Source organism: Nostoc sp., from assembly GCF_036917575.1.
Classification (GTDB): Bacteria; Cyanobacteriota; Cyanobacteriia; order Cyanobacteriales; family Nostocaceae; genus Nostoc.
In genome coordinates this window covers 339,551-353,154 of sequence record NZ_JBALDC010000050.1, presented here as the reverse complement: position 1 = coordinate 353,154, position 13,604 = coordinate 339,551, and the positions used below count along the sequence as shown (strand labels likewise).

General features: G+C 41.8%; 12 protein-coding genes. 9 read left to right on the top strand and 3 right to left on the bottom strand.

Annotated elements, in window-relative coordinates:
• Positions 1 to 5 precede the first annotated feature (5 nt).
• Both V7K79_RS14975 and V7K79_RS14970 read right to left on the bottom strand, forming a co-directional pair.
• Positions 6 to 1,094, bottom strand: coding sequence for an aliphatic sulfonate ABC transporter substrate-binding protein (locus tag V7K79_RS14975; protein WP_335048784.1), 1,089 nt, complete (start codon positions 1,092 to 1,094; stop codon positions 6 to 8).
• Positions 1,095 to 1,128: 34 nt separating this feature from the next.
• The gene (locus V7K79_RS14970; protein WP_335048783.1) at positions 1,129 to 1,785 is read right to left on the bottom strand and encodes a class I SAM-dependent methyltransferase family protein; all 657 of its coding nucleotides are present in this window, start codon (positions 1,783 to 1,785) and stop codon (positions 1,129 to 1,131) included.
• Positions 1,786 to 2,683: 898 nt separating this feature from the next.
• Between V7K79_RS14970 and V7K79_RS14965 the strand changes: the two genes are divergently transcribed.
• The 7 genes from V7K79_RS14965 to V7K79_RS14935 all read left to right on the top strand — a co-directional run bounded on the left by V7K79_RS14965 (position 2,684) and on the right by V7K79_RS14935 (position 8,369).
• Positions 2,684 to 3,205, top strand: coding sequence for a phycocyanin subunit beta (locus V7K79_RS14965; RefSeq protein ID WP_335048782.1), 522 nt, complete (start codon positions 2,684 to 2,686; stop codon positions 3,203 to 3,205).
• A 96-nt stretch (positions 3,206 to 3,301) separates the two neighbouring features.
• Positions 3,302 to 3,793, top strand: a complete 492-nt coding sequence (cpcA, locus tag V7K79_RS14960) for a phycocyanin subunit alpha (RefSeq protein WP_335048781.1) — start codon at positions 3,302 to 3,304, stop codon at positions 3,791 to 3,793.
• A gap of 657 nt (positions 3,794 to 4,450) precedes the next feature.
• Positions 4,451 to 5,263, top strand: coding sequence for a phycobilisome linker polypeptide (locus V7K79_RS14955; RefSeq protein WP_335048780.1), 813 nt, complete (start codon positions 4,451 to 4,453; stop codon positions 5,261 to 5,263).
• Positions 5,264 to 5,420: 157 nt separating this feature from the next.
• Positions 5,421 to 6,290 carry a phycobilisome linker polypeptide gene (locus tag V7K79_RS14950; RefSeq protein ID WP_335048779.1) on the top strand — a complete coding sequence of 290 codons (870 nt, stop codon included), beginning with the start codon at positions 5,421 to 5,423 and terminating at the stop codon, positions 6,288 to 6,290.
• 40 nt (positions 6,291 to 6,330) lie between these two features.
• A complete protein-coding gene (locus tag V7K79_RS14945; RefSeq protein WP_335048778.1) occupies positions 6,331 to 6,621 on the top strand; it encodes a phycobilisome linker polypeptide in 291 nt (96 codons plus the stop codon).
• 3 nt (positions 6,622 to 6,624) lie between these two features.
• Positions 6,625 to 7,470 (top strand): HEAT repeat domain-containing protein, encoded by an 846-nt coding sequence (locus V7K79_RS14940; protein ID WP_335048777.1) that lies wholly within the window; start codon positions 6,625 to 6,627, stop codon positions 7,468 to 7,470.
• A 170-nt stretch (positions 7,471 to 7,640) separates the two neighbouring features.
• Positions 7,641 to 8,369, top strand: coding sequence for a HEAT repeat domain-containing protein (locus V7K79_RS14935; protein ID WP_335048776.1), 729 nt, complete (start codon positions 7,641 to 7,643; stop codon positions 8,367 to 8,369).
• A 131-nt stretch (positions 8,370 to 8,500) separates the two neighbouring features.
• Here V7K79_RS14935 and V7K79_RS14930 read toward each other — a convergent pair whose 3' ends face one another.
• On the bottom strand, positions 8,501 to 9,151 hold the full coding sequence (locus V7K79_RS14930; RefSeq protein WP_335048775.1) for an HD domain-containing protein: 651 nt from the start codon (positions 9,149 to 9,151) through the stop codon (positions 8,501 to 8,503).
• A 712-nt stretch (positions 9,152 to 9,863) separates the two neighbouring features.
• Here V7K79_RS14930 and pruA point away from each other — a divergent pair.
• The gene (gene pruA, locus V7K79_RS14925) at positions 9,864 to 12,836 is read left to right on the top strand and encodes an L-glutamate gamma-semialdehyde dehydrogenase (RefSeq protein WP_335048774.1); all 2,973 of its coding nucleotides are present in this window, start codon (positions 9,864 to 9,866) and stop codon (positions 12,834 to 12,836) included.
• 299 nt (positions 12,837 to 13,135) lie between these two features.
• On the top strand, positions 13,136 to 13,591 hold the full coding sequence (locus V7K79_RS14920; RefSeq protein WP_335048773.1) for a GNAT family N-acetyltransferase: 456 nt from the start codon (positions 13,136 to 13,138) through the stop codon (positions 13,589 to 13,591).
• Positions 13,592 to 13,604: the final 13 nt, after the last annotated feature.

The following is a 13,604-nucleotide window of genomic DNA, read 5'->3' as shown; positions in this document are numbered from 1 at the left end:
TCAAACTATTTTTGGCTAATTGTTGGAGGAGTAATTGCCGCATATTGTTCAGGTGTTAGTACAGCTTCCTGAATATTGACTTGTTTAGGAATCACACCATATTTATAGAAGTAATCTGCAACTCGTTGTTGTTCCTTGATTAACTCTGGAGAAATAGCTCTCAATCCATAGGGGCGGCGGTTAACTACCGTTTGCATAATGTCGGGAGGTAGTTTTTGGTATGGTGCGATTAGCTTTGCTGTTTCTTGGGGATGTACCTCAGCCCAGCGCTGGATTTTATCAATCTCCTCAATCACTATCCGCAATACTCCAGGATTGTCAACCGCAAATTGCCTCCTACCAATATAGTATCCACCAGGGGTGTCAAGTCCTTGGGCAGTCTTGATCACTCGGATCTTACCTGCTTTTTCAGCCAGAGCCAAATAAGGATCGCCAGCCACCCAAACGGGAATTTTTCCTTCTAGAAAAGCACTACTAGCTTCTACGGTGGGTATACTCAAAATTTGAAGATCACTAGGTTTCAAACCTGCATCTTCCAAAGCTCTGAAGACGAAATAGTGAGATGCAGAAGCTTTTTGAAAGACTATTTTTTGTCCTTTGAGATCCTTGACGGTCTTAATGGGAGAATTCGGTGGGACAGCGATTACACTTGATATGCCCGTTTTTTCAGTGCGTCGGGAACCAACAACATAAACGATTTGAGCGCCAGCAGCTTGGGCGAAGATGGGCGGTGTTTCCCCAACGGAACCCAAATCGATTTTACCGACATTCATCGCTTCCATCAGTTGTGGCCCTTGGACAAATTGTGCCCACTCCACCTTTACTCCTAGAGGTTCCAGACGCTTTTCTAATACTTTAGTTGTTCTAATCAAATCGCCTGCTGATTGATACCCCATGCGAAGTACTTTGGTCTTGATTCCAGATGAATTGGTTTCAGATACATTTGTAGCAGAAGACGGGGTTTGAGCTTTTTGCCCTTCGGCTGTGCAACTAACTAATGTTAACGAAGTTGCCAAGGTTAACAACCCAGGTGCTAAAAGCAGCGTGAAACGGCGAAAGATGTTTATATACTGAGGTTTAACTGTAGCGGTCATAAGCTTTTTGTCACAAAAGTTTTAGAGGCATTATTTACCTGGCTTTACTTGGAACACCGGTAAACGCGAACAACTGTTGCTCTTTGGGTGCAGCCAAACTTTCACCCAAGTAACGATGAATACCTACTCCCATGTCTCCTGTCGCAGTAAGTTTGAAGTTCACTTCTTCAAATCCATATTCACGGAAAAATTTACGAACAGTCTCAGAGTGGGCAATACCCTTAGAGTGTCCACGAGTCCAAATCACAAAAGCACCTTGTTTGCTCAGAAAACTCAGGTTTGCCAGCAAGCGATTGAGTTCAGCTTCGTCTGCAAGATTGCCGAATACACCGCATACAATCACAATGTCTGCTGGTACTGCTCCTACATAGTTAGAGGAAATAGTTGCATCACCATTAATGAACTCAATTTGTTTTGTCAAACCCAACGATTCTATTGTTTCTTGTCCACGTTCAACTAGTTGGGGATTTAGCTCCACCAGTCGGGCATAAACATCTTTTGCCCGTTGGTGATTTGATAGCGTTCCTAGCAAATCTCGTCCATCCCCCGCGCAAACACTAACCACACGGATTAACCCTGGTTGGGACAAATTCAAGCTGTAGGAAATGTATTCCTGCACAATTTGCAGGCGTTGTTGCAATTTCGGTTCGTTTTTGTAGAGGTCGTGCCATTCAAACCAGTCTTTTACCATAAGAGGTGATTTCCATTAACTATGAGGAAAGCAAAGTGATCAACACACCGTGCAATCTTAATCTACGGCAAACATATCGATTAACCGTATATTTAGGTTAAACGCAGACTAGCATGGAAATTAATTTAAAATCAAGTCTTTTTTCTTTGGTTTGTGAATCCTGCAATTTAACAATTGAAAGCTCTTTTAACAGCTTTATATTCCAATCTCGGAAAACTCCTAGAAATACCGGACTGGAGTTGATGCGACAAAATCAACATTGAACTAAGTCAAGTCGGCAAGAAAAATTCAATTTATATGAATAAATATAAATTGTCCGTAGGGTATGTTATGCCGTTGGCTAACGCAGCTTGAATCCTTGATAGTTAGGTTGTGCCGCGCGACAATACAACGCCAGTCTTTTAATATGAAGAGATGTCAATACAGTTAGGTTAGCTTGTAGAGCACTAGAATATACCTGTATCAATATATATTTAGTTGTATAAAATACAAGTAAATTGCCTATCTCATCAGCTTTTTAGCTGTTTTTTACTAGATAGTTATCTCCGTGCCGATCTGCTAACCTCTGATAACTAAAGACATAATAATATTAAGTTATGTAACAGAAATTAACAAACATAACAATAATTTGTAATAAATAATGGTACGGCAGCATTGTATAAAGAGAACTTGGAAGTAAAAAACAACATCTTAATCAGGTTTTCCAGTCATTCATAGAAGTTTGAAGTTTTTTAACAAAAGTTTTAATATGAGAGCCTGGAGATCGTAAACTTATTTCTGGTGATGTCTGTTTTAAACCTTTCGTAACTCGTCAGGCAGTGCTGACATCAAAAATCAACTGAACCATTCAGTTTGAGTCTGATTATTCTTAACTAAGCAAATTAGGAGATTTCACGCAATGGTTTTAGATGCATTTGCCAAAGTAGTTTCCCAAGCTGATACACGCGGCGAATATCTATCCGATGCACAATTGGATGCATTGAGCGAACTAGTCAAAGAAGGTAACAAGCGTACAGATGCAGTTAACCGCATTACCAGCAATGCATCTGCTCTTGTTGCTGCTGCGGCTCGTGATTTGTGGGCAGAACAACCCCAATTGATCACTCCTGGTGGTAATGCTTACACCAGCCGCCGTGCAGCTGCTTGCATCAGAGACTTAGACATCATTCTTCGCTATATCACCTACGCTATCTTTGCTGGCGATTCCAGTGTACTAGATGACCGTGCCCTCAATGGTTTGCGGGAAACCTATTTAGCATTGGGAACTCCAGGAGCATCAGTTGCCGTTGGTATTCAGAAGCTGAAACAAGCTTCGCTGGCCATTGTCAACGATCCAAATAACATCACCAGAGGAGATTGCAGCGCTTTATCATCTGAAATAGCTAGCTATTTCGATCGTGCTGCTGCTGCTGTGGCTTAAGCCAAGCATTGCTGATGTTGACTAAATAATTGTCTGTCTATAGGACAAAACAAAACAAAATTTCAATCAAATAGTTTCTGAAAGGGAAATAGCAAAATGTCAAAAACACCTCTAACTGAAGCAATTGCATCGGCTGATTCTCAAGGTCGCTATCTCAGCAGCACTGAAATTCAAGTAGCTTTTGGTCGGTTCCGCCAAGCGCCGGCTAGCTTACAAGCAGCAAAAGCATTGAGCGGCAATGCTCAACGCTTGACCGAAGGTGCAGCTCAAGCGGTGTATAACAAATACCCTTACACCACTCAACAGCAAGGCCCTAACTTCGCAGCTGATTCACGCGGCAAAGCCAAATGTGTACGTGATATCGGTTACTACTTGCGGATTATCACATACGCTTTAGTTGTTGGTGGTACAGGCCCCTTGGATGATTTCTTGATTTCTGGCTTGGCTGAAATCAACCGCACTTTTGAACTGTCTCCTAGCTGGTACATTGAAGCTCTCAAGTACATCAAAGCTAACCACGGTTTAAGCGGCGATCCAGGTGTTGAAGCAAATTCCTACATCGACTATGTAATCAATACTCTAAGCTAGAGTGTTTCTTTAGCCCGGAGAGGAAATCAGCTCTTATGACAAGTAAGTTCTATGAGTTGTTTACCTCTCCGGGCAGTTTTTTGAGAAAAGCTAGCTGAAAACCCTGGAGAAAGAGGAACGTAGTTCTGTATTTTTTGCTTTAGAACAGGGATGGAAGCTACCGACGTAGCACGGTACTTGCTACAACTTTAAGAAAGTTCGCAATTCAGTGCCCCTTTTTAAGCCACCGTCAATCGGCACAATATTTTTATCAGTACAAGATTTAAAAACCTACCCTCGGACTGGGGGAAAGTATACGCCCGAAATAACGTAAGGAGATATCACTACCCTCTGTGGTAAATGTGGTAGAAGCAGCGATCGCAATCTTCTTCCTTGACGCTAGCGCAAGTTAGCGAGTTCGCGTCCACTACAGGGAAGGAAGCTACGCGCAGTGTCTGGCAGAAAAAGTTTGGAGGTTTATTTCTACCCCATGAGTAACTGCCAAACCCGTAGGGTGAGCCTGGGAACCTGTGGAAACAGAATATTAAGGCAGCAATGTCTTAAAGATCGCCTTACTTTCGGTAAGGTGAGTGTCAATTTAAAAAAAACTGTTAAAAAACTAGAAAAATTTTTTCAAAAAAGTTTTCAGTTTTGCAGTTAAAACTGAGGAGGTTAAAGATGGCAGCTTTAGGACAAGCAGCAAGGTTAGGGATTGGAGCATTTGAAAATTCAGCACCAGTAGAACTACGTCCAGATAGAACAGAAGCGGATGTTGCGGTGGTAATCCGGGCGGCTTACCGTCAGGTTTTGGGTAATGCATATCTACTAGAAGGAGAGCGTCTAGAGAGTGCAGAATCACTGTTGCAGCAAGGTGAAATCACCGTTAGGGGATTTGTACAAGCCATTGCTCAATCGGAACTGTATCGGGATAAGTTTTTCCACTCCAACTCCCAAAATCGGTTTATCGAGTTGAATTATAAGCATTTATTGGGGCGTGCCCCGGAAGATGAGTCAGAGATTTCGTTCCATGTTGAGCTTTACAACTCAGAAGGTTACGAAGCTGAAATTAATTCCTACATTGACTCATTAGAATATCAAGATAGTTTTGGTGAAAATATTGTGCCCTACTATCGAGGCTTTAAAAGTCAAGTAGGACAAAAAAACGTTGGCTATAGCCGACTGTTCCAACTGTATCGGGGTTATGCCAATAGCGATCGCGCTCAAGGACAAAAACAAGGACGGCTAACCTGGGAAGTGGCTAAAAATCTAGCTTCACCCATTTACCCAGTCTCTGCTGGAGCTTTAACAGGTCTCTCTACAGGTGGTCGCGGCGAAACATACCGCATCAGAGTGCTACAAGCAGCTTCCCCATACTCTGCTGTAGTACGGCGCAGTACTGCGGAATTAATTGTACCCTACGAACAACTTTCTAGCAAATTGCAGCAGTTGAATCGTAAGGGCAGTAAGGTTATTAGCATTACAGCCGTATAAATAAGGACTGGGGACTGGGGACTGGGGACTGGGGACTAGGGACTAGGAGTTGGGGACTGAGCAAAGAAAGGGGATAATCAATACCCAATACTCAGTACCCAATCCCCGATTCCTAATCCCCAGTCCCCAATTATTAATTACAAAAGGAAAATTACCAATGGCCGTTACAACAGCAGCTTCCCGTCTGGGAACAGAACCGTTTACCGATCAATCCCCTGTGGAATTGCGTCCGAATGCAACCAAAGAAGACATAGAAAGAGTAATTGCTGCCGTCTATCGTCAAGTCTTGGGCAACAACTACATATTGGCATCTGACCGCTTGATCAGTGCTGAATCTATCCTGCGTGATGGCAAAAGTACAGTGCAAGAGTTTGTGCGTCAAGTAGCTAAATCAGAACTATACAAATCCAAATTTTTCTACGACAACTTCCAAACTCGTGTCATCGAACTGAACTACAAACATTTGTTGGGTCGTGCCCCTTATGATGAGTCTGATGTCGTTTTTCACTTAGACTTGTATCAAACCAAGGGATATGAAGCCGACATTGATTCTTATATCGATTCTCCAGAGTATCAATCTAACTTTGGTGAAAATATAGTGCCTTACTATCGCGGCTTTGAAACCCAAACAGGACAAAAAACTGTCGGATTTACCCGGATATTTCAACTTTATCGCGGCTATGCCAGTAGCGATACCTCCCAACTCAAAGGCAAAGACTCCCGGCTTGCTAGCGAACTAGGTCGCAATAGTGCATCCGTCATTGTTCCTCCCTCTGGTGCTTCCTCAGGCTTTTCATACGTTGCTTCTGAAAAAGGCGTTACCCCCAGCAGTACTTTTGGTGGTGCGGGAACCTTTGGTAAAGAAGGCAGACTTTACCGCATTGAAGTAGCAGGTGTTTTTGGATCTGGATATCCTAGCACACGCCGCGTCAATCAAGCGGTGGTTATACCTTATGAAGAACTATCTAGTTACTTCCAGAGAGTGTTAAAACAAGGTGGTAAAATAGCTAGTGTGAAACCTCTTTAGTGTCAATAGTCATTAGTCAATAGTCATTAATTAAAGGCAAATGACTAATGACGATCTAGAATTAGGAATTAATTTTATGATTGGAGCAATTAGTAGTACATCAACGAGTAATCGCTACTTTCGGTATGAAGTAGTGGGTCTACGCCAAGTTGAAGAAAATGAAAAAACCAACTATCCGATTCGTTCTAGTGCTACTGTGTTTTTCACAGTACCTGAGAACCGGATGAATCAAGAAATGCAGCGAATTAGTCGTTTGGGTGGCAAAATAGTCAGCATTCAGCCATTGAACGCTGTACCTCAAACAAACAGCGAAGAAAGCGCTCCTTCTTGATAAATGAATTCTAGTTCGCAGAAATTTGAAGATTTATCACCGACAGGTAACTCTGGCGATGGTGAATCTTTAACAGTAGAGCAAGCGATCGCTAATCTTGAGAGTGCAGATTTAGGTCTGCGCTTTTATGCTGCCTGGTGGTTAGGTAGGTTTCGGATATGTGAAGCAGGTGCGGTTATAGGATTGATTAAAGCGTTAGAGGATGAAGCTGACAGAACACCAGAAGGCGGATATCCTCTACGACGGAACGCAGCTAGAGCTTTAGGGAAACTAGGCGATCGCCAGGCAGTCTCACCTTTAATTGCGTGTTTAGACTGCTCAGATTTTTATGTCCGGGAAGCAGCGGTACAATCTTTAGAAATGCTGGGCGATTGTATTTGTATTCCCGCCCTGAGCAAGCTATTACAAGTAGGTTTGCAGGGAGAGCAGCTAATATCAAAACAGCCTGATTTATCTCAACCCTATGAAGCCATTTTAGAAGCCTTGGGAGCCTTGAGAGCGACTGAGTGCATCCCTTTGGTAAAACCATTTTTAGAGCATCCAATTGAATTGGTGCAATATGCAGCTGCACGAGCGATGTATCAATTAACCCAAGAACCAATTTATGGAGAACGGTTAGTAAAAGCTCTCGCAGGAGAGAAATTGCAATTGCGTCGAGCAGTGTTAGCAGACTTGGGAGCGATTGGCTATTTAGCCGCAGCAGATGCGATCGCTGAAACTCTTGCTGAAAACAGCTTGAAGTTAATTTCTCTGAAAGGATTACTAGAACATCAAGTTAATCACACAGCAACAAACACTTTGTCAGCAGGTGCAATTAAAGTTATAAATTTGATGGACTCACTGTTATAGTCATAATTTTTTAGAAATTAGTTGTTATTAATACGTTTAAATCAAATGTTTACTACAGATAAACCCCCAAGCTAACTGTAAAATCAGGGCTAGGGGGTTTATGTATGATGTCAAATACGGAGAACTTAAGCTACAATTGGCAGATCCTTAATGACTCATGAAAAATTATTATGAACAACAGTGACCTTGCCCAAATATTAATCCGTGCTGTGGAAGAAGCAGACTCCTCGGATCGCTTATTAGACGCAGTTCAGGAGTTAGCGGCAGCTGGTATCGAGGAATCTGTTCCCACTTTGATTGCAGCTTTGGGATACAACAATCCAGGGGCGGCAGTGGCGGCAGTAGATGGACTAATTGCGATCGGGGAAGCCGCAGTGCCATCACTATTGGAACTAATTGATGATTACAACTATAGTGCTAGAGCCTGGGCGATTCGTGCCTTAGCGGGAATTGGCGATGTTAGGGCACTGGATACCTTATTAGAGGCAGCAAAAAACGATTTTTCCTTAAGTGTGCGGCGGGCAGCTGCCAGAGGATTAGGCACTTTGCGCTGGCATCAACTACCTGCTGAAAAAGTGGAATCTGTTCAGACTCAGGTATTAGAGGCGTTATTACTAATTTCTCAAGATCCAGAATGGATAGTGCGCTATGCAGCAGTGACGAGTTTAGAAACATTAGCGATCGCTATAGCACTCACTTTACCCGATCAAGCGTCGCGGATTACAAATCAACTTCAGCAAATGCTTGATACCGATGCTGATGTGGGAGTTCACACCCGTGTAAAGTTTGCCCTGCAAAAAATTCAGCCGCAACAACATCAAGAAGTATTTGCACCGAAAAGAAAGCTAGAAGATACTGAAGTGTCTGAAATACCTCATCGTGGTGCTGGCAGACAGTAAATTACTATACACCAACCGTGCTTGCGGTATGGTGTTAGGTATTCTAATTTATCAGGGATAGCCTTCAGAACTCCGTAGGTTTCCAAATCTTTCTCGTGCGACGTGTACCTTTTACCTTGGTTTTTGTAAAACTAATTAGGCGATAAAGATTGAATTTCTGCTTGGATATTGCCACGAGCAGATGGTTCAGCGAACTCTGACATTAAAGGCGTAAAATAGATATGCGATCGCTGTAAAAATCTTTCTAAAATCTGTTGACGACCTGTGATATAATCTGTCTCTGCTACCCACCCATATTCCTGACGAATGGCATAGGCGTATTCTTGATAATCAACTGAGTTAGTAGCCAAAATCGCTAAATCTGCGTCAAGTAGGACTTGGCTATCATAGTCATTTACCGCCGCTTGGTGGTCTTTAGTGTTCAGAATCAGACGCATGACATTAGTTATCGTACTTTCTGGAATACCCAAGTTACTCAGCAACTCAAAAGCATAGTCTGCACTTCGTTCTTCGTTATCTTTAGCTTCAGTGTCATACACTACATCATGAAACCAGGCAGCTAGTTGAACAGTAGCTAGGTTATTCGTGTAGCCTTGCAAAATCTGAATTGTGCTGAGGACGCGATCGATGTGTTTCAGTGTATGGTAATAACGACCAGGGGTAGAATAAGCTTCAACCAAGAGATTGAAGACTTTCTCAGCCGCTACTTGGTCAACGCCAAAGGGTTTGAGTGTGTGTTGCCAGTTATAAAATAAAATATCCATAAAGTTTTCTGTAGGCATAGAGGCAGTATACCCATTCTGAGTATTAGAAAAAATAAGTACATACTGAGAAAACAGCAGTAAAAGACTTTAACTTTGCTATGAGAATTGGAATTTAAATGCACCTTATGCACACCTCTCCTTCCTCAATCATGGTTTTATAGCAGGAGGCAGGAGGCAGCTATGCTGGAGGCAGATCGCTTTTAGCGTCTCCCCTTGGGAGAAGGCAGGAGGTAAAACTATTGCTATTCCTAGCTTTCACTCTTTTAAAATGTCCTAACCTATGTGACTACGGCTATATCTGGGGTTGTGGGTGTTTTCTTTGCCATCAAGATATGTAATTAGTATTCAACCCAATCTAATCTCAGAGACTTTGCGGAATATAACTTAATTATGAGTATTATATAATACAAAAATGTTAATTCTTAGACATTAATTTTTTATTGTTCAGATGCTAGCTAAAATCATCCTTACCGTTATCCAAGGACAATTATTAAGACAGTAATATTATTTTGACTGCCGTACTATCTACATCATCGGTAAAAGATGGAATATTTTTTAATTGCCAGTCCCTAGAAAGCACGGCGTAAGTACATGATTCAAAATCAATGGAATCCTTGCGCTATGTAAATTACGAATTCTGAATAATGGTGACAGCTAAATGAAAGCGTCAAAATAGAAGACACAGGCTTTGTAGAAAAAGCCTTGCCTTAATTAACGGAGTTTATTATCAGTGGTATTACAAGTACAGACAAGCACCTACGAAGTTAAAACCCAAGAAATTGCTAAACAACTTCTATCCGCAACGCAGGAAAATCGTTCGTTTTTTTCTTCCCTGCGGGATCAAATGCGTTGGGATGATAAATTACTAGCTTGGGCGATGAGTAATCCTGGCTTGCGGGTGCAACTATTTCGCTTTATAGATACGCTACCTGCTTTGCACAGTAAATCAGAAATTGCCTCACATTTACAAGAATATTTAGGTGATGAGTCGGTAGAATTACCGTCAGCTTTGAAGGGAATGCTAAACTTTGCTAACTCCGACTCAATGCCTGGACAAGTTGCTGCTACAACTGTTGGGACAGCAGTTGAGACTCTTGCCCATAAATATATTTCTGGGGAAAATATTAAACAAGTCATCAAAACAGTTGAACGACTGCGAAAAGAGAAAATGGCTTTCACTATCGATTTACTTGGTGAAGCCGTAATTACCGAAGCGGAAGCGCAGTCTTATCTAGAACGCTATCTAGAATTAATCCAACAATTGGTAGAAGCATCAAAGAATTGGGCAGTTATCCCGGCGATTGATGAGGCTGATGGCGAAGCAATCCCAAAAGTTCAGGTTTCTGTGAAGTTAACGGCGTTTTATTCGCAATTTGACCCATTAGATGCTAAAGGTAGTGAGGATAAAGTTAGCGATCGCATTCGTATTCTCTTGCGTCGTGCTAAAGAATTAGGTGCAGCTGTGCATTTTGATATGGAACAGTATGCCTATAAAGACATAACTCTCAGCATCTTGAAAAAACTATTATTAGAAGAAGAATTTCGGCAACGCACAGATATTGGCATAACAATTCAAGCATATCTGCGTGATAGCGAACAAGATACTGTAGACTTAATTTCATGGTTGAAAGGACGTGGTTATCCTCTGACAATTCGTTTGGTAAAAGGCGCATATTGGGATCAAGAAACCATCAAAGCAGCGCAGAAGCATTGGAAACAGCCAGTTTACAACGACAAAGCCGCAACTGATGCTAACTTTGAAACTATCACTCAGTTGTTGTTAGAAAATCATCAATATGTTTATTCTGCCATTGGTAGCCATAATGTGCGATCGCACTCTCGCGCTATTGCCATAGCTGAAAGTTTAAATGTCCCTCGCCGTCGTTTTGAATTACAAGTCCTCTACGGTATGGGTGATAAAGTTGCCAAGGCGTTGGTTGATAAAGGTTATCGGGTAAGAGTTTACTGTCCCTACGGTGAATTATTGCCTGGGATGGCGTATTTAATTCGGCGGTTGTTGGAAAATACAGCTAATAGTTCTTTTTTACGGCAAAATCTCGAAAATCGTCCGATTGAGGAATTATTAGCGCCGCCGATTATCAAAGAGGAGAAGAAGTCTTTAACTCCTCACTCTCATTTCCTCGGTGCTGCTGATACCGATTATGCGGTGGATGAGGTGAGAAGGAAAGGTGTGCAAGCTTTCCAAAGCGTTCGTCAACAATTGGGTAAAACTTATCTACCGCTAATTAATGGCGAGTATGTTAATCCACCAGAATTTGTTGATTCTCTCAATCCTTCTAAGTTCAGTGAGGTAATTGGTAAAGTTGGGTTGATTAGCGTTGAACAAGCAGAACAGGCGATGCAAGCTGCCAAAGCAGCCTTTCCTGGGTGGAAGAAAACACCAGCTAAACAACGCGCTGATATTTTGCGCAAAGCGGGTGATTTGATGGAAGAACGCCGCGCTGAACTTTCTGTTTGGATAGTTTTGGAAGTTGGGAAACCAGTTAAGGAAGCTGATGGAGAGGTTTCGGAAGCGATAGATTTCTGTCGGTACTACGCTGACGAGATTGAGCGGTTAGATAAAGGTGTGAATTATGACATACCTGGTGAAACAAATCATTATATTTACCAGCCACGGGGTATTGCTGTAGTAATTTCCCCCTGGAATTTTCCGCTAGCGATCGCTTGTGGAATGACTGTTGCAGCTTTGGTTTCCGGCAATTGCACTCTCCTTAAACCTGCGGAAACATCTTCTGTGATTGCCGCAAAACTCACAGAAATCTTAGTAGATGCTGGGTTTCCCAAAGGTGTATTTCAATACGTACCTGGCAAGGGTTCGCAAGTCGGCGCTCATTTGGTAAATCATCCAGATACTCATGTAATTGCTTTTACGGGTTCCCAGGAAGTAGGTTGTAAAATTTATGCAGAAGCGGCAATTTTGAAACCCGGACAAAAGCACATGAAACGGGTGATTGCGGAAATGGGTGGTAAGAATGCCATTATTGTCGATGAAAGTGCTGATTTAGACCAAGCTGTTGTGGGAGTAGTACAGTCAGCATTTGGTTATAGCGGCCAAAAATGTTCTGCTGCTTCCAGAGTAATTGTGCTGCAACCGATTTACGATGCCTTTGTGCAACGGTTGGTAGAAGCAACAAAATCTTTGAACATTGGGGAAGCAGAGTTACCGAGTACACAAGTTGGGCCAGTAATTGATGCTAATGCCCGCGATCGCATCCGCGAGTATATTGAGAAGGGTAAGGCAGAAGCAGAAGTGGCGTTGGAATTACCAGCACCCGAACAAGGATATTTTATCGGCCCAGTTATTTTTAGTGAAGTATCGCCAAATGCGGTAATTTCACAGGAAGAAATTTTTGGCCCTGTGCTGGCGATAATTCGGGTGAAAGATTTTCAAGAAGCGTTGGCAGTCGCCAACGGTACAAACTACGCCTTAACTGGCGGACTTTATTCTCGAACGCCTTCGCACATTCAGCAGGCGCAGACAGAGTTTGAAGTCGGGAATTTGTACATTAATCGCAATATTACCGGAGCGATCGTTGGACGGCAACCCTTTGGTGGATTCAAACTTTCGGGAGTAGGTTCTAAAGCTGGCGGGCCTGATTACTTGCTGCAATTTTTAGAACCACGCGCAGTGACAGAAAATATTCAACGTCAAGGTTTTGCACCAATTGAAGGAGCAGATTAAACTAATGTGAATTCCACGGCTCATATAGTGTCTGTCTAATTAGCCAAATTAAAACACCTCTCCCTGATTTTACTATGTAAAACCCTCTTTCTTTGACTTACAGAGGGTTAAAGTAGGGAGAGGTGCATTAAACTCCAATACGCTTGGGTTAAGGCTAAAACTCTTTATCAAAGTCAACTTTTTTTAATGAACCGCAGAGGCGCAGAGGAAACAGAGAGAAGAGAGAAAATGCTTAACCCAAGCGGATTGTATAAAACTCACTTTAAACTACAATAGGTAATAACATCATAGAGAGTTTAATGAGTAATTTAGTTATAAAAGTTGCTGAATTACCTGAAGATTTTCCGGTAATTAAAGCAATTAGAAAATCAGTTTTTCAAGAAGAACAAGGGGTAGATCCTGCTTTAGAATTTGATGGAAAAGATGAAATATCCGATCATCTAATTGCTTATTTAAATCTGGAAGCTGTGGGTACAGCCAGAATTAGATATTTAGATGATAAAACTGCCAAAATAGAAAGGTTAGCTGTTTTAGCAAAAGTTAGAGGACAGGGTATTGGTAAGAAAATTATGGAAAATGCCTTACAGGTGATAGCTAACCAAAATATTCCAGAAGTCGTGATTCATGCTCAAGAATATGTAAAGAATTTATACAAAAAACTTGATTTTTTAGAAGAAGGAGAAATATTTGAAGAAGCTAGTATTCCTCATGTTAAAATGAGAAAAAGTTTACATAGTAAAAGTAAAAATGTATAGTAATTTTTTTCAC

Coding starts and splice junctions, on each gene's coding strand:
- V7K79_RS14935 (WP_335048776.1), top strand. CDS start 7,641: ATGAACAACAGTGACCTTGCCCAAATATTAATCCGTGCTGTGGAAGAA.
- V7K79_RS14950 (WP_335048779.1), top strand. CDS start 5,421: ATGGCCGTTACAACAGCAGCTTCCCGTCTGGGAACAGAACCGTTTACC.
- V7K79_RS14940 (WP_335048777.1), top strand. CDS start 6,625: ATGAATTCTAGTTCGCAGAAATTTGAAGATTTATCACCGACAGGTAAC.
- V7K79_RS14975 (WP_335048784.1), bottom strand. CDS start 1,094: ATGACCGCTACAGTTAAACCTCAGTATATAAACATCTTTCGCCGTTTC.
- V7K79_RS14965 (WP_335048782.1), top strand. CDS start 2,684: ATGGTTTTAGATGCATTTGCCAAAGTAGTTTCCCAAGCTGATACACGC.
- V7K79_RS14920 (WP_335048773.1), top strand. CDS start 13,136: ATGAGTAATTTAGTTATAAAAGTTGCTGAATTACCTGAAGATTTTCCG.
- V7K79_RS14930 (WP_335048775.1), bottom strand. CDS start 9,151: ATGCCTACAGAAAACTTTATGGATATTTTATTTTATAACTGGCAACAC.
- V7K79_RS14970 (WP_335048783.1), bottom strand. CDS start 1,785: ATGGTAAAAGACTGGTTTGAATGGCACGACCTCTACAAAAACGAACCG.
- V7K79_RS14955 (WP_335048780.1), top strand. CDS start 4,451: ATGGCAGCTTTAGGACAAGCAGCAAGGTTAGGGATTGGAGCATTTGAA.
- cpcA (WP_335048781.1), top strand. CDS start 3,302: ATGTCAAAAACACCTCTAACTGAAGCAATTGCATCGGCTGATTCTCAA.
- V7K79_RS14945 (WP_335048778.1), top strand. CDS start 6,331: ATGACTAATGACGATCTAGAATTAGGAATTAATTTTATGATTGGAGCA.